Annotated in this window: 17 protein-coding genes; 7 read left to right on the top strand and 10 right to left on the bottom strand. The window is 60.6% G+C overall.

The genetic code is table 11. The features are described 5' to 3' along the window. Positions 1-12: 12 nt before the first annotated feature. From EKN07_RS04555 to EKN07_RS04520, 8 genes are all read right to left on the bottom strand, one after another. Positions 13-1,455: a four-carbon acid sugar kinase family protein gene (locus EKN07_RS04555; protein WP_126145745.1), complete on the bottom strand. Its 1,443-nt coding sequence runs from the start codon at positions 1,453-1,455 to the stop codon at positions 13-15. A 241-nt stretch (positions 1,456-1,696) separates the two neighbouring features. Beyond that, entirely contained in the window at positions 1,697-2,413 is a 717-nt protein-coding gene (locus tag EKN07_RS04550) for a FadR/GntR family transcriptional regulator (protein WP_108716532.1), read from the bottom strand. A gap of 275 nt (positions 2,414-2,688) precedes the next feature. Continuing rightward, complete coding sequence (gene rplI, locus EKN07_RS04545) at positions 2,689-3,153, bottom strand: 50S ribosomal protein L9 (RefSeq protein WP_108716533.1); 465 nt, start codon at positions 3,151-3,153, stop codon at positions 2,689-2,691. 14 nt (positions 3,154-3,167) lie between these two features. After that, on the bottom strand, positions 3,168-3,404 hold the full coding sequence (gene rpsR / locus EKN07_RS04540; protein ID WP_108716534.1) for a 30S ribosomal protein S18: 237 nt from the start codon (positions 3,402-3,404) through the stop codon (positions 3,168-3,170). Between the two features lie 51 nt (positions 3,405-3,455). After that, positions 3,456-3,980: a single-stranded DNA-binding protein gene (locus tag EKN07_RS04535; RefSeq protein WP_126145744.1), complete on the bottom strand. Its 525-nt coding sequence runs from the start codon at positions 3,978-3,980 to the stop codon at positions 3,456-3,458. A 22-nt stretch (positions 3,981-4,002) separates the two neighbouring features. Continuing rightward, positions 4,003-4,290, bottom strand: a complete 288-nt coding sequence (gene rpsF, locus EKN07_RS04530) for a 30S ribosomal protein S6 (protein WP_108716536.1) — start codon at positions 4,288-4,290, stop codon at positions 4,003-4,005. 143 nt (positions 4,291-4,433) lie between these two features. After that, positions 4,434-6,689, bottom strand: a complete 2,256-nt coding sequence (locus EKN07_RS04525) for a transglycosylase domain-containing protein (protein ID WP_126145743.1) — start codon at positions 6,687-6,689, stop codon at positions 4,434-4,436. A gap of 2 nt (positions 6,690-6,691) precedes the next feature. After that, the gene (locus EKN07_RS04520) at positions 6,692-8,155 is read right to left on the bottom strand and encodes an AI-2E family transporter (RefSeq protein ID WP_164546598.1); all 1,464 of its coding nucleotides are present in this window, start codon (positions 8,153-8,155) and stop codon (positions 6,692-6,694) included. A 458-nt stretch (positions 8,156-8,613) separates the two neighbouring features. Here EKN07_RS04520 and EKN07_RS04515 point away from each other — a divergent pair, with 458 nt between their 5' ends. The 7 genes from EKN07_RS04515 (at position 8,614) to EKN07_RS04480 (ending at position 15,919) form a co-directional block, all read left to right on the top strand. Further along, entirely contained in the window at positions 8,614-9,192 is a 579-nt protein-coding gene (locus tag EKN07_RS04515) for a PadR family transcriptional regulator (RefSeq protein WP_108716540.1), read from the top strand. A gap of 127 nt (positions 9,193-9,319) precedes the next feature. Then, the gene (locus tag EKN07_RS04510; protein ID WP_126145741.1) at positions 9,320-10,399 is read left to right on the top strand and encodes an inositol-3-phosphate synthase; all 1,080 of its coding nucleotides are present in this window, start codon (positions 9,320-9,322) and stop codon (positions 10,397-10,399) included. A gap of 565 nt (positions 10,400-10,964) precedes the next feature. Next, positions 10,965-11,174 (top strand): hypothetical protein, encoded by a 210-nt coding sequence (locus tag EKN07_RS04505; RefSeq protein WP_125482536.1) that lies wholly within the window; start codon positions 10,965-10,967, stop codon positions 11,172-11,174. After that, complete coding sequence (locus EKN07_RS04500) at positions 11,167-12,807, top strand: methyltransferase (protein ID WP_126145740.1); 1,641 nt, start codon at positions 11,167-11,169, stop codon at positions 12,805-12,807. The genes EKN07_RS04505 and EKN07_RS04500 overlap by 8 nt, the downstream gene beginning before the upstream one ends. Beyond that, the gene (locus EKN07_RS04495) at positions 12,773-13,684 is read left to right on the top strand and encodes a XamI family restriction endonuclease (protein WP_108716543.1); all 912 of its coding nucleotides are present in this window, start codon (positions 12,773-12,775) and stop codon (positions 13,682-13,684) included. Before EKN07_RS04500 ends, EKN07_RS04495 begins: the two co-directional genes overlap by 35 nt. 647 nt (positions 13,685-14,331) lie before the next feature. Then, positions 14,332-14,841, top strand: a complete 510-nt coding sequence (locus EKN07_RS04490) for a transposase (protein WP_126145739.1) — start codon at positions 14,332-14,334, stop codon at positions 14,839-14,841. 343 nt (positions 14,842-15,184) lie between these two features. Further along, a complete protein-coding gene (locus tag EKN07_RS04480) occupies positions 15,185-15,919 on the top strand; it encodes an integrase core domain-containing protein (protein ID WP_126145737.1) in 735 nt (244 codons plus the stop codon). Positions 15,920-15,959: 40 nt separating this feature from the next. Here the strand turns inward: EKN07_RS04480 and EKN07_RS04475 are convergent, their stop codons facing one another. Both EKN07_RS04475 and EKN07_RS04470 read right to left on the bottom strand, forming a co-directional pair. Then, the gene (locus tag EKN07_RS04475) at positions 15,960-17,264 is read right to left on the bottom strand and encodes an MFS transporter (protein WP_126145736.1); all 1,305 of its coding nucleotides are present in this window, start codon (positions 17,262-17,264) and stop codon (positions 15,960-15,962) included. 2 nt (positions 17,265-17,266) lie between these two features. Further along, positions 17,267-18,850, bottom strand: a complete 1,584-nt coding sequence (locus EKN07_RS04470) for a CCA tRNA nucleotidyltransferase (RefSeq protein ID WP_126145806.1) — start codon at positions 18,848-18,850, stop codon at positions 17,267-17,269. Between the last annotated feature and the right edge of the window lie 51 nt (positions 18,851-18,901).

The raw sequence follows: 18,901 nt of genomic DNA, 5'->3' as shown, positions 1-18,901 counted from the left end.
ACTACTGCCTCATCACTGCTTGAGCTTGTCCGCTACCTCGGCCAAGGAATCATCTCCCCCAACATTGCCGGGGAACACAACGTAGGGCACCCCGGCGGCGGGGCCATCCTGCGCCAGCCACAGCGAGACAATTCCTGGCAGCATCGGGCCGAGCGCAATGGCGCGGCCGATTTCCAGGCCCTTAGAGGCGACGTCGGAGGAGGTGATGCCGCCCTTGGCAATCACGAACCGGGGAAGGACGCGGGCAATTATTCCCTGCACCACCGTGACCACGGCTGCCGAGACCTGCCGGGAAATGGCCAAGGAATCGGCGGCGTCGGCACCGGTGACGAGGGTGCGTGAAGTACGTACGATCACGTCTGCACATGAAAGTTCGTCAACCGACTGGTCAATGAGGTTGCGGAGATGAGCATCGCGGGCGTCGTCGTCGATCACCTGTGCAACGTCGATTTCCAGTTCCAGTGGATGCCGATGCTCGCGCAGTGCATTCAGTTGTCGCGTTGTGAGCCCGACATGTGATCCGACAACAACCAGTCCACCCGGTGCCACCGGCCGCTCCCCGCGAGCGGCGTTGATCTCTTCGGAGGTGAGCGGCGCATGAACTTCCTGGCCGAGTCGAGCACGCACGAAGGGCGGACCAACGCGGTAGATGAAGTGCGATCCCGCCTCCTCCGCCTTGATCAAGGCCAGCGAGAGCTGACGCAGATCCTCTTCTTCGACGATATCCACGGCGATGGCCTGAGCGTCCGACGCAGAGCGCAGCAGTTCCAAGGTGCCCTGTGGATCGGTCCGCAGGGTTTCGATATCGAGTACGAGAACCTGTGCAGCGCGGCGTTTACCGCCGCTTTTCTCCTCCACCCAGTCGGCAAGTGCAGATGACTTGTATCCGAAGCTGGCGTCGCGCGCAAACTCCGTTTCGCCAACGGGCAGGTAGCCGTCGGCGGGATTGCCGGCGTAATGCGTTCCGTGCACCGTGATTCGCCCGGCGTCACCGAAGGCGGGCACAATCACAATGCCGTCAACCTCCACACCCGCCGATTCGCGTAAGCACTGCGTGATCGTGTCCGGTTCAAGTGGAAAGTGCCCGCGCAGCGTCGAGTCTGATCGCGAAACGAAGGCTACCTCAAGGTCGGCGGCCTTGGCTGCCGCCAGTGCGGCGTTCACGGCTTCGCGATTGACCCGCTCGGCGTCGGTGGGCGCGAGCGAGCGGGAATTCGTCATCACATATACGGCGGGGGCACCGGTGCCAAACACCCAGGCGAAGTCCTCTTCGTCCCAGGATGTGAGGACGGGTAGGTTGGAAATGGATTGGGTGCCGGTAGGATCGTCGTCGAGAACAACGTATACGGGGTGGGATCCCGCGGCGGCTTGCTGCGCGGCGACGACGTCGGCAGCGGAAACATCAGGAACTGGCGGGAGTCCCGCCAGTAACTCTTCACGACTAATCTGGGGCATCTTCGCTCCTTTGCATGCGCTCAGACCTCAGAGGACTTGTGCCCTAGTATATTTGTCTTTGGTCCTTTGTGCAAGGGTGGAAAGCTCAGAGGTGACAATCGGGATTTCTTTACCGGCTGCCGTCCGTCATGCAGGGGCCGAAAATACACCCACGTCTTGCCCATCCGCCTACGCTTCCTACCGAAGCCCTCACTTCATTCACAGGGCCGAAGCTGTATGTCAGTTGCTGCAACGGCGCCCTCTACTCACTCGTCTCTTCTTCCGTCGGGCGGGTCGTGGCCAACAGATCGAGCCGCGTCTGGGTCATATGCGAACGCATCGCATCCTTCGCCGCCTGCTCGTCGCCCATCTCGATGGCGCGAAGGACCTCCCGGTGATGCGTTTGCGCGCGCTCGCGCACCGCCGCGTCGGAAGATGTGACTCGCCGTGACTGGCGCATTGCGACTTCCAGTGGTGCCATCACCGCCAAGACGAAGGGGTTGCCGCTGGCCTCCATAATCGCGCGGTGAAAAGCCAAATCGGCACTGACGACGGTCTCCACGTCAGCTTCCGCACCGGCGGCGTCCATGATCTCCACCTGCTGCGCAATGGCCTGCAAATCATCCTCGCTGCGGTTACGTGCCGCCAACCCAGCCGCTCCCACTTCGATCATGCGACGCAATTCGACGAGTTTGAGCCCGACCTCCCGCTCGGAACTGGTGCGCAGAGTCATGTTGATAAGAGTGCCGAGATCCGTCCACTCACTGCGGGCAACCACAAAGGTGCCACGGCCCTGCACCACGCGGAGCACGCCGCGTTCCCGTAGCACCTTGACAGCCTCACGGAGGGTCAGCCGCGAGACATTCAGCTCCGCCGCCAACTCCACCTCGCCGGGTAGGCTATCGCCGGCGCGGTATTGGCCTCCAGCAATGCGGTCAAGAATGGCATCGGTGGCTTCCTCTACCAGGTTTCTACTCATGGGATTGCGGGCTCCTTCCGGCTACTATCTTGACACACGGCACACAGACGGCGGCGGGACAGTTTTCCCAGCGAGGGCCGCGCCACCCGCGGACGGGAGCGGCCGTCAGCAGACCGGGCCATGCCCACAACGCCGCACGCGGCCGGGCGGAAGCACGTACCTGATTCTCCTATCGGCCGGATATCGGCGCGTGTCGGGCACCGTGGGGCATAAGCGTATGCGGGGGCCAGGAACAGCTCCTAACCCCCGCACCAGCATTCTTCACAAATAAGCTGCTACTTGCGCTTCTTCTTTTTCGGCTCCGGCACCACGGCCACCGCCACCAGCGCAGACACATCGTCATGCAGCTTGATGGTCGCCTTGTAATCACCCAGCGACTTAACGGCGGGCAACGTGACCTGACGGCGGTCGATCTCCTTGCCGGTGAGTTCAGACGCCGCAGCGGCAACGTCCGCACCCGACACGGCGCCAAAGAGGCGGCCATTGTCTCCGGCGGTCTTGGTGATGGTCAGCGTCGCCGCCTCCAGCGTTTCACGCAGCTCATGCGCATCTTCCAGCGAGGTAATCGCACGACGACGGCGCGCCTCGGCTATCTGATCGATCTGGCGCTGCGCACCTGGGGTCCACTTCGTGGCGTAGCCTCGCGGCAGCAGGTAGTTACGACCGTAGCCGTCCTTGACCTCAACAACTTCACCGGCCCGACCGAGGCCGGAGACTTCATGCGTCAAAATGATCTTCATAAGAGTCTCCTTTCTCAGCGTGCGGAGCTCGAGTAGGGCAGCAGAGCCATCTCGCGAGCATTCTTGATCGCCTTGGCGATCTTGCGCTGCTCTTGCACGGATACGCCGGTCACGCGGCGCGCGCGAATCTTGCCCCGATCAGAAATGAACTTGCGGAGAGTTGCCGTGTCCTTGTAGTCGATGTTCTCGACCTTAGTGGTCCGCACCGGACCTATCTTCTTCTTTGGTTTGCGAAGAGCCTGCTTCGCCATAATATGCTCCTTTGGTTAAGACGGCGCCCTGGCGCCATCAGAAAGTCGGTATCAGAATGGGGGGAGATCGTCGAAGGACGAGCCGCCTTGCGGCGCCTGCTGCCACGGGTCATATGCTGAACCACCCTGCGGCGCATCGTAAGATGCACGGCCCTGCGCGCCACCGGGAGCGGACTGCCCGCCACCCTGGTATCCACTGCCGGAACCCCGGCCGCCGGATACCTTCGTGACTTGGGCGCGTGCATAGCGCAACGCCGGACCAACCTCGTCCACCTGCATTTCAAGCGAGGTGCGCTGTTGGCCGTTGTACTCATAGGACCGTACGGTCAATCGCCCGGTGACAATCACCCGCATTCCCTTTGTGAGTGACTCGGCGACATTCTCGCCGTATTCACGCCACACCGAGCAGCGGATGAACATGGCCTCGCCATCTTCCCACTGATTTGTTTGCCGGTTGAGGGTGCGTGGCGTTGACGCAACCGTGAAACTCGCGACGGGAGTGCCCGAAGCGACGTAACGCAACTCCGGGTCGGCGGTCAGATTGCCAACAACCGTGATAATCGGTTCGCCTGCCATGATTTACTCCTTCGGCGTTGCCTCAGGCCTCTACCCGCAGCAGCTTGGTGCGCAGAACGGACTCGTTCAGTCCCAGCTGCCGATCAAGCTCCTGGGCGGTCTGCGATGTCGCCTTCATGTTCACGACAACGTAAATGCCCTCGGACCGCTTGTTGATGTCATAGGCAAGCCGACGCCTGCCCCAAATATCGACTTTCTCCAGGGAGCCTCCCTCGTTAGGGACAACCTGAAGCAGCTTGTCGACGTAAGTCGTGATATTCCGCTCGTCAACATCCGTATCGAGAATGATCATCATCTCGTAATCGCGCATGTCTTCCCAACCTCCTTCGGACTAAACGGCCATGGTCTCTCCATGGCAGGAGGGATAATGCGTGGTCGCGCTGCGGCACGACATGCCGTCGATACGCGACAGCGCATCATTTTACCGGTAGTATCACCATCGCGCCAGCGAAACTACGGACTCCCTCCGGGATTCGGGTCACCCTCTCCGCCGCCGGGATCGCCCTCGGTCGGCTCATTCGGGTTTGGCGTCGGCCCTTCCGTCTCGGTGGGCTGCGGCTCCTCGGTGGGCTCTTCAGTCGGCCCTTCCGTCTCGGTGGGCTCCTGCGTGGGCCCTTCCGTCTCGGTGGGCTCCTCCGTCACCGTCGGCGCCGACGTCGTCGGTGAATCGACAGCCGGGACACTACCCGTCCACACTGGATCCGGGAAGTCCTCGACCTCCATGTCGGCCGTCGCCACCTCCATGTAGTCAAGCCAGATCTGCGCTGGGAACGAACCGCCGCCGATACCGATATTGGTGTAAGCGCCAAAGCCGGTCAGCACTTCCTCACTGCCGTCCTCGCCGATCTGGTACATATTCACCACGGTCACCATCTGCGGAATGTAGCCACAGAACCACGCCGATACCGGACCGGTGGAAGTACCCGTCTTTCCGGCCACCGGCCGCCCGAGTTGACCGGCGGTCGCCCCGGTGGCGCCGGGGGCCGTCACCTGTTGCAGCACGTAGTTCAACTGCGCGATGGTGTTCTCTTCGAACACGCGAGTACCCTCGGTGTCCGCAGAATATATGACGTTGCCATCTCTATCACGCACTTCCCGCACAATATGCGGGTCGTGCTGTACACCACCGGCGGCGAAGGTCGCGTATGCCTTCGCCGTATCAATCGGGCGGGGGGAAGCGGACCCGAGAACATTGGTCAATGTGTCGTCGAGTCCGGCGGTGTCCTCCGGGATACCCGCCTGCACCGCCACCGCCCGCGTATTCTCCGGGCCGACGTCCTTGTTCAACTGTACGTACACGGTATTGACCGAATACATCGTTGCCGTCACAAGGTTGATATTGCCGCGGCTGGACGAATCGAAGTTCTCGATTTCCAGTCCGTCGATCACCTTGGGAGAGGACGAATCGTAGCGCGTATTGACCGACATATCCTGGTCCAGCGCAGCGAGGAGTGCGAAGGGCTTAAAGGTAGATCCGCCCTGCGCAACATCCTGCGTGACCGCATTACGTTGCCGTACCAGGTAGTCGGCCCCGCCATACATAGCGTAGATCTCGCCATTGCGCGGGTCGACGGAGACCAGACCCACGTAATTGTTCTCCGGCCGGTCTTCCGGAAGGTTGTCGACGGCGGCAACGGCAGCCTCTTGCTTTTCCTGGTTGATGGTTGTGACGATCTGGAGGCCCATTGTGGACAGTTCATCCTCCGTGAACTCCCCCGATGCTACGAGCTCGCTGGTAACCGTTGAGAGCAGGTAACCGTTGGGGCCGGCATAGTCATTGCTGGCCACCTTTTCAATCGTTTCCGGGAATTCCGCCGCATCGGCCTCTTCCTGCGTGCAATATCCGTCCTGAACCATCAGGTTGAGCACGCGCTGCCAACGCCGCTGTGCGTATTCCGGGTTGACGGCAGGATCGCCGGAACTGGGCGCCGGGATGATACCCGCCAACAGCGCGGCCTGTGACAGGTTGAGCTCGCTGGCGTGGATTCCGAAGTACTTCTGTGCTGCCACCTCGATTCCGTATGCGCCGCGGCCGAAGTAGATCGTGTTGAGGTAGTTCTCCAGAATCTCTTCTTTGGACTGCTCACGATCAATTTTGAGAGCCAGAATGGCCTCTTTTATTTTCCCGGTGTAACCGGTGGTCGTACCGAGGTAGTACCTCTCCACATACTGTTGAGTGAGGGTGGAACCGCCCTGTTGCGCCCCGCCGCTGACGTTATTGACCAGCGCCCGCACTATGCCCTTGATGTCAATGCCGTTGTTGGAGTAGAAACTACGATCCTCCGAGGCAATTACGGCATGCGGCACAACATCGGGAAGATCACTCAGAGGCACCGATTCACGGTCGTAATCCGCGAAACTGCCCATCTCGGTGCTTCCGTCCGTGTAATACACCTTGGTGGTTTCCGCCAGCGCGAAATCATCCGGTTCCGGTACGTCAATCGCGATGTATAGGGCGACGAAAGTTCCCACCAGTAGCGCGATGAAACCGAGGAAGGATCCCAGGACGAAACGCCAGCTCGGCAGCCATCGATGGATGGGGCCGTAGCCTTGGCGCGGATAGTTCCATCCTCGCTTGCGACCGGGTTTGACTTTCCCGCGCCGAGTCACTCTACTCGGCGCCGCCTGCACTTTACCTTTCTTCGCTTTGGTGGCGGATCGCGACGAAGTCGCCGTGTTCTTCGCCGATGTGGACTTCGATCGTGCCATTGCTATGCCTCGCTCGTGTCTTTCGTCTCTCTCCACGCCAGCAGCCGTTCAAGTGCACGGCCCAGCCGGGATCTGTCCTCAAACAAATCCGGGTTCATCCCGACGAAGGCATCCGGCGCGGGCTCCTCTTCATCGTAATATCCTTCCTCCATCTTCTTGTCCGCAGCGGCCTCCGGTACAAGGAATGCCTCTATCCACCGTGTGCCCGGGCTGGAGTCAATTAGTAGCGCCTTCGCGAACAAGGTCAATGGAACCGCCAGAATCGCGCCGAGTGGGCCGATTACCGCCGTCCAGAAGACCAGGGAAAGGAATGTTACCGTCGTCGAAAGCCCAACGGCGTCTCCGGTGATCTTCGGTTGGAAGATCCCCTGGATAACCGCGTTGATAACGGAGTAGGCAACGATCACCCAGACTGCCGTAATCCAGCCGGAGTCCAGAAGTCCCAACAGTGCCGGTGGGATCACCCCGATGACGAAGCCGATATTGGGGATGTAATTCGTGATGAAGGAGAACAGGGCCCAAGCCACCGCCATCGGCACGTTGAGTATCTGAAGGGCAATTCCGTCAATGACGGCGACAATCGCACCGAAAGTGGTGGAGACCAGCCAGTACTGCCGCACGCGCCCCTCGAAGGAGGACAAGGCTTCAAACAGATAACCGTCATGTCGCTCGACAATTTTTGCGCGTGTGGACATGGTCATGGTGTCAATGGTGATGAACAACAGTGCAAGTGCTAACAACGCTATGAGGGAGCCTGCGGAACTGACGTAATCCAGCACACCGGACAGTGCGGAAAGGACGGACTGCACATCAAAACGCTCCAACACCGCGTTGGTGAACTGGTCCGTGCTTAAACCGTAGCGCTCCAACAATGCAGTCCCAGAGGTGACGAGGTCCTGGAACTTAGTCACGTATCGTGTGACCACATCAGGCAGCCCCACAAGGGACCACACCATCAATCCGATGACGCCGAGCAGGGTCACTACAAGTGTGGTAATCGTCACGACTGCCGACAGCCAGATCGGGAGCCCCTTCTTTATGAGCCACCGGTGGATGGGCCGAACCGTAAGAACCAGTGTCAAGGCAAAGAAGGCCGGAGCGACGAAGTCGCGTATCTGGTAGAGCCCAGCGCAGGCAACCGTCGCCAGCGCTCCTGCCAAAAGGATTCGCAATCCCATCGGCAGTGCCGCGCTTCCTCCAGGTGTCGCCACTAGCGGTGTCAACTCCGAACCATTGCCTCCGGTGTTGGCCGTCTTCACCTTATTGGCATTGTTGGTCACACTCTTGCCGAAACCGTCCGATGCGTTGCCGGTGCCCGTGCGGTTGATATCCGGCGAGTTGCTGGGGGGCTTCGCCGTGTCACCGCCGCTTGCGCCGCCCGTACCACTTGCGCCACGACCCGCACCTAGCGCTGCGATGGGATCATGCGCTTGGCGCGTGCTTCCCTGCTCTCCGGGTGAGGTCATCGTCCCTCCGTTCAGTACGAATATATCGATTCCAGTGTGCCTTATCTTCCCAGTAAACCCCCGCGCGACGCGAGGCGGTCCGCTCAGCAGTCCACGAAATGGCGAGGTCGTCCGCGTGTGAACCCGGCGCTCTCGGCGCAAGGGCGCACACTTCGCCGGAAGCAGATCGACAGCCATTGTGCGCGGCAGGCGGAGACATAAGTCATTGCTGCCGCTGGACCGCCTTCGCCGGATGCGACTACCTGCTGGACCGACGTCTTAACTTGCGATAGGTTTGGAAAATATATCAAAACGATATATTGTTGAGTCATATCGCCGCTCGCGTGAGGATGACTACATTGATCCTCACGGCACGACGATCGAAAGCCGTGGGAGGTCGGAGCAAAAGAGCGCCGTCGGGCTCGTATACCGCAGTCACGGGGTCGGCACGGCGGCAGACAACTGATGAAAGGACGGAGATGGCAAGCACAACGCTGCGCACGAAGGTTCTTAACCTTGCCATCCTTGGTTATCTGGCGCTCGGCCCGCAGCATGGCTATGCGCTACGCAAACGACTCAATCTCTCGCTGGGAGTGTTCCGCACCCTGAGCTACGGTTCCCTATATCCCGCGCTGCGCCGCCTCGAGGACTCCGGTTATATCGTGTCCCATGAGGATCCGAACTCCACACGCTCCAAACGCCGTCGTATCACCTACTCGATCACGGATAAAGGTAGGCAGTATCTCGACAACGAACTATCCTCCGTCGGGCCGGGAGACTGGGAAGACGGAACCTTCGACGTGCGTTTCGCCATGTTTTCCTCCACCGACAGCGCCACCCGCCTACGCATTCTTGAAGGGCGATTCGCCCGCATGCTGGAGCGTCGTGAAGCTCTGCAACAGTGGATGGAAGGCGTAGCCCGCGATCCCGATGGATACATCCTCGAACTGGCAAACCATGGCCTAGCCCAGGTAGCAGCGGAGCTCGAATGGCTGGAGGCGATGATTCAAAACGAGCGGCGGCAGGTAGCGAAAAACAAACACCGCCGAAGCAGCTAAGACGGCCCGGTGCCACGCGACTAGCACACGACCGCAACCGCACCGGGAACAGTCGGGATTCCTCCAATGGGAACACCCGGCTCAACCAAACCAAGATTGCACGGGAACCCCGAGATAGGAGAAGACAATGGGAAAGATCCGCGTCGGCATTGTAGGTGTCGGCAACTGTGCATCATCACTAATCCAGGGCGTTGAATATTACAAGGACGCCGACCCGGCAACATCCGTGCCCGGTCTTATGCACGTGCAGTTCGGCGACTACCACGTCCGCGACCTTGAGTTCGTTACCGCTTTCGACGTTGACGCCAAGAAGGTTGGCGTTGACCTCGCCGATGCGATCAGCTCCTCCGAGAACAACACGATCAAGATTGCTGATGTTCCACCCACCGGCGTGGCCGTTGAGCGCGGGCACACCCTGGATGGACTCGGCAAGTACTACCAGAACCAGATTGAGGAGTCACCGGCCGACCCGGTCGACGTCGTCGCCGCACTGCGTGAAAAGGAAGTTGACGTATTGGTCAATTATCTTCCCGTCGGTTCGGAAGACGCGGCGAAGTTCTACGCGCAGTGCGCGGTGGATGCGCAGGTGGCCTTCGTCAATGCCATGCCGGTGTTCATCGGATCGACGCCGGAGTGGAGCGATAAGTTCGCCGCCGCCGGTGTACCCGTGATCGGCGACGACATTAAGTCGCAGATCGGCGCCACCATCACCCACCGGGTGCTGGCGAAGCTGTTCGAAGACCGCGGCGTGACGCTGGACCGCACCTACCAGCTCAATGTGGGCGGCAATATGGACTTTATGAATATGTTGGAGCGTGAGCGCCTGGAGTCCAAGAAGATCTCGAAGACGAATGCGGTGCAGTCGAACCTTCATAACCCGCTTGATGGCCACGATGTGCATATCGGCCCCTCAGACTACGTCTCCTGGCTAGATGATCGCAAGTGGGCCTTTGTGCGCTTGGAGGGCCGCAACTTTGGCGATGCTCCGGTTTCCTTGGAGTACAAGCTGGAGGTGTGGGATTCGCCGAACTCGGCCGGCATCATCATCGATGCCGTGCGTGCGGCCAAGATCGGCCTGGACCGTGGAATCGGCGGCGAATTGCTCTCGCCGTCGTCCTATTTCATGAAGTCCCCGATGGAGCAGCGGCCCGATGATATCGCCCGCGAATCCGTCGAAGCCTTCATCCGTGGCGAGGTGGAGCGGTAAGGGGCACAAGCGGGCTCGCCTCCTACCCATACCCCTAGATTCTCCGGGTTTTCCGCAATTCTCCGCGAAAAACCCGGAGATTCGCGCATACTGAACCGTTCTGTCACGACCAGGTAACCAGTGGGGCCTCGACGGCATGGGGCCGTGCTCAGCGCCATATGTGGCTGGCGGGTCAGTCCAGTTGTCAGGAAGAATGCACGCACGGCTTCCCAGTTCCACGGGCTTCGGCAACACGAGAGGCGCCCTGGCTTCTACTCGATGTGAGTCGGCCCGAGGAAATCCGCCGACAGTGCGTCGCTGCAACTGTTACACAGGACACCTCTTAAAGACAGGCGGGAACAATATTCAGAGCATTTCGCTGCGGCACTGTGTCGTTGTGAGGCTATCTCTTCTGCCAACGTAGGCTCTGCTGACGACTCTTCCAACGTCTCGAGCGGTTCGGCGTAGCGTGTCCTACCCATTTCTTAGTTGTGAAGCGTGTCGTGATGAAGCTTCCCAGCTTGAGGGTGCATCGTGGTAAAGTCGACGTAATACAGTCGACGAGCGGGACGAGGAGAAGCCGACATTGAGCAGGAAGCGCCGACCACACAACGAGTTGAAGTTCGCGATGCGCGACTTCCTTGCGAAGCGTGGTGCGCCCGCGTCGATCAAGGAGATCCGCCAGGGTGTTGAACCGGTGGTTGGTACCTGCCCCGATTCCTCGTACCGCAGCGCCCTTCAGGACGAACGCATCTTCCTTCGAGTCTCGCGAGGGGTGTTCACGCTCAATGAATGACCTCACTCTCGACCAAAATGACCTCACTCTCGACCAAATTGCCACGACTTGCCTTGCACTCGGCGTTGATCGACGCACCTTGTCTTCCGCTGAGCTGGCTGTGCTCCCCGCGCATCGCGTCGAGCCTCTCGATCTTCCGGGGACGCGTGCGCTCATCCTCGAAGGCGCTGATCCTCTTGGCGAGGCCTTCTGTGCAGCGCGCACTGCCGAGGAACGCCGTCCGTGGGGACAGACGTTCACCCCTGCGTCGATTATTCGTTCCATGTTGGAGTGGGCAAAGGATCGTGCGGTCCCGGCCCGTATTGTCGATCCTGGCTGCGGCTCGGGCCGATACGTCCTAGCTGCCTTGCGTGCCTTCCCGAACGCGGTTGGCATCGCATCTGACGTTGACCCCTACGCCGTCCTCATGACCCGCGCCAACGCTCACGTCCTGGGGCTCGAATCGCGTCTCAAGATCGTAGTCGGCGATTACCGTGCGCTCACCCTGCCCAAGATCGAGGGCGTCACGCTCTTCCTGGGGAACCCGCCCTATGTCCGTCATCACGACATTGAAGCTCAATGGAAGACCTGGCTCGGTGATACAGCCTCCCGAATGGGGCTCAAAGCAAGCAAACTCGCTGGTCTTCATGCCCACTTCTTCCTGGCGACCGCACTCTATGCTCAAGCGGGGGACATCGGTTCTTTCATTACCAGTTCAGAATGGCTCGATGTTAACTACGGACAGCTCATTCGAGACCTACTCGTCGGCCCGCTCTCCGTGTCGAGCCTTCACGTCCTGAGTCCAACGAGCCTACCCTTTGATGACGCCACCGTCACCGGCACTATCACGTGTTTCGAGGTCGGTGTGAACGCTCCTGACGTGCGCATTCAGACCGTTGAAAGCATCAGTTCGCTTGACGACCTTTCGGCTGGATTCCCGATCTCACGGCAGCGCCTCGCCGAGACGTCCCGGTGGTCCGTTATTACGCGAGTAACCCCGAAGCTCCCTGACGGATACGTCGAGCTTGGAGAACTTGCGCGCGTCCACCGAGGTACCGTTACTGGTGCGAACAAGGTGTGGGTCACCGCCCGCGACGCCGTTGATCTTCCTGATGACTTCCTCTTCCCCGCCATCACCCGCGCGCGTGAGCTCTTCGCCGCTGGTGACCGTTTGGTAAACTCCGAGGACCTCAAGACTGTCATCGACTTGCCCGCGGATTTAGACGTCCTCGACGAGGTTGACCGGAAAAGGGTCGATCGCTTCCTCCGCAACGCGAAGAAGCTCGGCGTCGCTGACGGCTATGTCGCACGCAACCGGCGCGCGTGGTGGAGCGTCGGCCTAGCTTCACCGGCGCCTATCTTGGCGACCTACATGGCGCGACGACCTCCAGCCTTTGTGAGGAACGCAGTCGATGCTCACCACATCAACATCGCCCACGGGATCTATCCGAGGGACGCCATGAGCGGTTCGGATCTCGATGCCCTCGCCGCCTACCTGCGTGTCAACGTGTCAACAACGAGCGGGCGGACCTACGCTGGTGGACTGACAAAGTTCGAGCCACGAGAGATGGAGCGTCTGGTGGTTCCATGCCTCCCGCTGCTCCGTGACAAGGACCGTCATGACTCAAGCACCACCAATCTGGTCGAACTCTGAGCTGGCAGCACAGATCGCCCGAGCCACGGAGATCTTCAAGGAGGAACGCATCGGCGAACCTCTTGAGCTCTACTCCGACCTCTTCGACAAATATCGGGACCCCGTCGAGAGCCTCCTTGAAGAGAGCGTTGACCTTCAAGAACTCACCGGCGTGGTTCAGGAGTACATCATAGATCAGGACAAACGCTACGCCCTCCGCTACCTCGCCTCGCCACCTGTCAGCGACGATGACCTCAAGGTCCTCGCAGACGCCAAGTTCTCCCCCGCCGCCCTGGAGAAAGATCCAGACGCCGTCGCACGCATCATCGAGGTCGTCCTTGCCGGACTCGACCGCTGGAGGTTCCCCTGGCTCACCGAAGGTCGCGAGGCAACCGAGATGGAGCGTCGTATCGCGACGATTTCAACCACCAGCCTCATCGCGACGAGCCGTTTGCAAACCTATCGGCGGAACACCCAGAAGACCGATCAGGAGGAACATATCGCGGATGCCCTTCGCTCTATCGGATTTCAAGGGGTGCCGACTCGTAACATCGGGAGCGTGCTAGATGCTCCCGCACCAGGCGAGTTCTGCCACGAGAGTCTCCTTGGAGGCTCGAAGGCCGACATCATCGCACGCCTATGGGACGGTCGTATCCTCGCGATCGAAGCCAAGGTTACGAACTCCGCCACTAACAGCGTCAAACGTGTGAACCGAGAAGCCGCAACCAAGGCCGTCAACTGGCTCAACAAGTTCGGAACGCTCGGGGTTATCCCGTGCGCTGTGCTCTCCGGCGTGTTCAAGGTTCACAATCTGGTCTCTGCGCAGAATGACGGGCTGACGATCTTCTGGGCGCATGACCTCGATCGGATGCTGGAGTTCATCAAGAAGACCAGATGAGGCCTAGCGCCACACCCGAAGACCCCAGGGAAGCGTGCGTTTCCGAACTGTTTCTCCAATCTCTGGATCTAAACCCACACCGCTCTTCTTCGCGATGCGCCGCACGCAGCAACCCCTCCAGCTCACACCTGCCCTGTTCACACGTTTGTTACGTGCATCCTATCACGTTGCCTCGTGTCTGGAGCTCAGTCATCCGAGTCTCCCGGTAGTTCGCACCGAGGCGCTGTTCGGTGAAGCACTGAAGCCTGCGACCCAACCGGGCTTACTGCCCCTCTTCCTGAGCCTTATGTGTTTCTGCATTCTGCATGGGAAACGCTTGCCAGGCGTGGTGAATGTATGGTTAACGGTTGCTTTTCTATTTTAGGCCACGGTTGGTACAGTTTGTTTCGTGACGGCTTCAAGTCCGATGTGTGTCAACTCACCGGGGCTGTGTTGTGCTGTTTGTACTGGCAGGTCACTTCAATCTAGTGGGTGATTTGTCCGGAAAGTTCCGCGTGTGAATCCCAGATCTTAGTGGACAACACGTTCTTCGGCCTTGTCCAGTGATGCTGTACAGCAGATCGTCCCAACCAGTTGTGTCGCTTACGCCGCGTTCGTGACTGATGCCCTCAGCCGTAAGACCATGAGGTTGAATCGTCCCGGGTTTGATGGAGGCAGTAATCGCGCGGAAGGAATACTGTCATGAGTGTTACCCATGGAAGTATCCCGAGGAGTTGCGGGAGCGAGCTACCCGGATGGCTGTGGAGGCTCGCAGGGACCCCGAGCGGTCTATGGGGGCGATTAGAAGGATCGGCGATGAGCTGGGCGTCCACCTCGAGGCGTTGCGTACTTGGGTCAAGAAGGTCGAGATCGACGCGGGCGCCAGGTCGGGAACCACCACACCCGATGCCGAACGGATCCGGGAGCTGGAGGCCGAGAACCGCGAGCTGCGGCGGGCCAACGAGATCCTGCGCAAGGCGAGCGCGTGTTTCACCCAGGCGGAGTGTGAGCGCCGCGAGAGGTCATCGATTCATTCATTGATGACAACAAGGCGGACCTTGGGGCCTGTGCCGATCTTCCATGTGCTCACGAGTGTCGGCGTCAAGATCGCCCCTTCCGCCTACCGGGCCCGCAAGTCCCGTCCCCCAGTGCCAGAGGGATGCGCGACGAGGCTCTGAAGGCCAAAATCAGCAGAGTACATGAGAACAACTACTGCGTACTTGGGGCCCGCAAGATGCACGCGATGCAGGGCCGTCCCAAGGTCTGCGTCCGGCATGGGCTGGGGCATTGGCCCGCTGCACCGTAGAGCGCCTGATGCGGGCCATGGGCCTGCACGGTATCCGCTGCGCCACATCACCGCGTTCAGACCGAACGAGCTGTGGGTCGCGGACATCACCTATGTGCGCACCACGAGCGGCTGGGTGTACGTCGCCTTCGTCACTGACGTGTACTCGCGTCGGATCATCGGCTGGCAGACGTCAACGAGCCTGTACACCGACCTAGCCCAGGGGCGCCCTGAAGATGGGGATCTGGCAGCGCCAGCGCGAGGGCGCGGACCTGAAGGGCTTGATCCACCACTCCGACCGCGGGGTCCAGTACCGGGCCATCCGCTACGGGCAGGCCCTGTCTGACTGTGATGCGGTCGCCTCCGTCGGCTCCAAGGGCGACTCCTACGACAATGCGCTGGCCGAGGCTCTGATACCGGCTGTACAAGGCGGACTCATCCGCAATCGCAAGTATTTGGATGAGCACCGCCCCTGGGAGGGTATCGAGGACGTGGAGTTCGCTACCGCCCAGTGGGTGCACTGGTTCAACACGACCCGGCCTCACTGCGCCATAGGCATGCGCGCTCCGATCAAGCACGAGCAGGCCTACACCCCACCACCAGAGGACACCAATGCGGGCACCACCGTCGACGGCACCGACGTCATCGGCAACGCCGACGCCCAGGACATCGGCGAGCAGACCATCACCAACCAACCACCCCCAGCCGGCAACCACCAGCGCCCGATAAAAGAGCCTCCACAAAACCCGGGGCTTGACATTATTCCCGCACCCGGCACTCCTGTACCGAGATTGACCCGGCAGGCCTTGAACCGCGTCCACTGGGAAGCAACCCGCATCCATGAATCACTGGGCTACCGCAGCTCACAGCAAATCATCCACGACTACAACCAACACCAAGCCGGGCAAAAGCCCCCGTATAAGAAGTACAACACAACCCAAGACGCTTCACACATTTCAGACTCTGCCTAAAACTCGATGAAACGCGCAAGGAGATCCCACTTCCCAACCGCTAGCTGGATACCTCGCGCGGCATATGTCCAAGCGCCTGCATGAGCCGCCAGTACACCGCCGCCACCAGCCACACAAAGAGCACTAACCCAATTTGCACGCTCCGCGACCATCCAACGTTCGGCAGAACGAGGATCGCAACACCGGCGGCAATACACTCCGACACGTTGAACAACACGTCATAAATGGAGAAGGCGCGGCCACGGTATGCGTCTGCCGTATCCGACTGCACGATCGTGTCGACGGCGATCTTGGCGCCCTGCACGCCGATTCCAAAGATGAACATGCCAGCCACGAAACACGGTGTCCAACTGGAGACGACGATGAGGATCTGGCCGATTGTGCCCCCGAGTAGGCAGAAGAGAATCCACGCCGGAGGCGAGATACGTTCATGGGCGATCGGGGTGAGAACGACGGCGACGAAGTGACCGGTGACCATTGCTCCCATCAATGCCCCGAAGGCGGCGATTCCGGCATCGGCATCACTGGGGTCTACCAGCAGATTCCTCCCGGCCAGCACAATCGTGATCAGCTCCATGCCGTAGACAAACCGATGCAGTGCCATTGTGGTCAAAGCCAGGCCCGGTGTTCCCCGCCGCACCAGGTAGCGCACGGCATCCGCCAGATCGCGTGCCGTTGCCGCAAGTTGCCGCGACACAGAGGTCGAGAGGTCCGGTTGCTGCGGGCCGAGTTCGTCCTTGTTGAAAAGGCACGCCACGCCGGCCGCCCCGAAGTAGAGGAGTGCCGAGACGACAAGTGATGCCAGTTGCTGCGATGCCCCCTCCGGCAGTAGGAGTCGCAGCAGAAAACCCACAACTGCACCGACGCCGGTGGCGATTCCGCCCAGCGTGGGAACCACGGAATTCGCCATCAGCAGCCGGGCGCGCGATCCGACCACCATGGGTAGTCCTGCGGACAGGCCGGCGAGCATGAATCGAGACAGGCCCAAGGAGGTCAAGGTCAGCACGTAGACCAGCGGCCCGGCTCCGATCATTGCCATACCCGCGGCCACCAGAAAGACCAATCCGGCACGAACGAGATTGCCAATGAACAACACCTGCCGCCGTCGCCAGCGATCCAAGAAGGGCCCAGTGAAGGGCCCGACCAGCGAATATGGCAGCAAGAGCACCACCAGGGCCGCGGCTACCCCCGCCGCATCCGCCATGGCCTCCGGGCGGAAGAAGAAAAGGGAAGCCAGTCCCGCTTGGAACATGCCGTCAGCGCACTGCGATACCAGTCGGACTCCGAGAAGCTTTCGAAATCCGGACTTCTGGACGAGGACACGTAGATCGTCAACAAGCCTCATACCTACCCCTTTGCGGGCGTGGATTCATCGGTAGGTTTCGTTACGACGTCGTCGTGCGTGCCGCCGGTTGCGGCTCTCCCCTGATGGGAAGCGGGGTCCGCCTGCCCCGCGGCCTCACCCGTGCGCTGCTCCCACCATGCCAGAAGGCGCCGCTCCGCCTCCTCCTCACCCAGCGGACCCTCTTCCAGGCGCAACTCGAGTAGGTAACTCCGCGCCTCACCAACCGCACGTCCAGGTTTGAGTTGCAGCAACTCCATAATGCGATCACCGTCGAGATCCGGGCGGATCGCATCGAGCGCCTCCTGTTCGCGCAGTTCAGTGATTCGCCGGGCGAGTTCATCATTGGCCGCTTGCAGCATTGCGATCTTGCGGCGATTCTGCGAGGTGATATCGGCGCGAATCAGCCGCAGTAGCCGCGGCAGGAGATCCCCGGCGTCGCGCACGAAACGGCGCACCGCGGAATCGGTCCATCCTTGCTCGGAGAAACCGAAGGCACGCAGATGCAGTTCGACTAGGCGCGCAACATCCTTCTCCGTCTGCTTATCGAAGCGCAAGGCCCGCAGGCGCTTAGCCGCCATACGTGCCCCGATCACGTCGTGGGCCCGGAAGGTCACCGAACCATCCCGCTCGAAGCGGCGAGTGGCCGGTTTACCGATGTCGTGCAACAAAGCGGCCAAACGCAGAACCAAGTCCGGTCCGGGCAACGGGCCGCCCAGCATCTCAACCGGGATGCCCGCCGCGCAGGATCCATCCTTCGCACTCTCCATCGCCGTCGCCTGATCCAGCACCGTCAACGAGTGTTCATACACATCCTTATGGCGGCGATGCTCATCGACGGCGTTCCGCAGTTCGGATACTTCCGGAAGCACAATGTCTGCCACACCCGTGTACACGAGCAGTTCGATTCCACGCCGCGGTGCGGGGGCGATCATAAGGCGTTCGATCTCGGCACGGATTCGCTCCGCCGACACAATCGCTAGACGCTCCGCCATTTCCTCCATTGCACTCATAACGTGCTCGTCGACGTCGAAGCACAACTGGGCGGCGAAGCGGGCGGCGCGCATAATGCGTAGCGGGTCGTCGTCGAAGGACTGCCGTGCGGTTACCGGTGTGCGTAACACACCCGCCACCAGGTCATCCAACCCTCCGCAGGGGTCCACCAATTCGATTCCCGGCAGGCGCACCGCCATGGCATTCACGGTGAAGTCACGGCGAGTGAGGTCGCCCGCAAGCGTTTTCCCGTACGCCACCTCGGGTTTCCGAGAACCAATCTCGTAGTGATCCGAGCGATAGGTGGTGATTTCCACTGTGAGCGGGCCACGCGCAGCGCCAATCGTTCCGAAGTCGCGTCCGATATCCCAGGTGCTTGACGCCCACCCGGCCAACAGACGCTCTGTCTCCTCGGGCAATGCGGACGTCGTCAAGTCAAAGTCATGAATCGGCAGCCCGAGGAATGCGTCGCGCACCGGTCCACCAACAAGTGACAACTCGTATCCCGCTGCGGTGAACACTTCGCCCAGTTGGAGAATCGGTGCCGGAAGGTTGTTGAGTGACCTCTGCCCACGCAGCAACAGATGTGCACGCATGGCGGCCGGAGGCAAAGGCGCGAGTTCTTCGCGATCCGCTCCGGGAACTGT

Origin of the sequence: Actinobaculum sp. 352 (assembly GCF_003957265.1) — a bacterium.
Classification (GTDB): Bacteria; Actinomycetota; Actinomycetes; order Actinomycetales; family Actinomycetaceae; genus Asp313.
The sequence above is the reverse complement of the archived record's forward strand: the minus strand, read 5'-3'. Positions and strand labels throughout refer to the sequence as shown.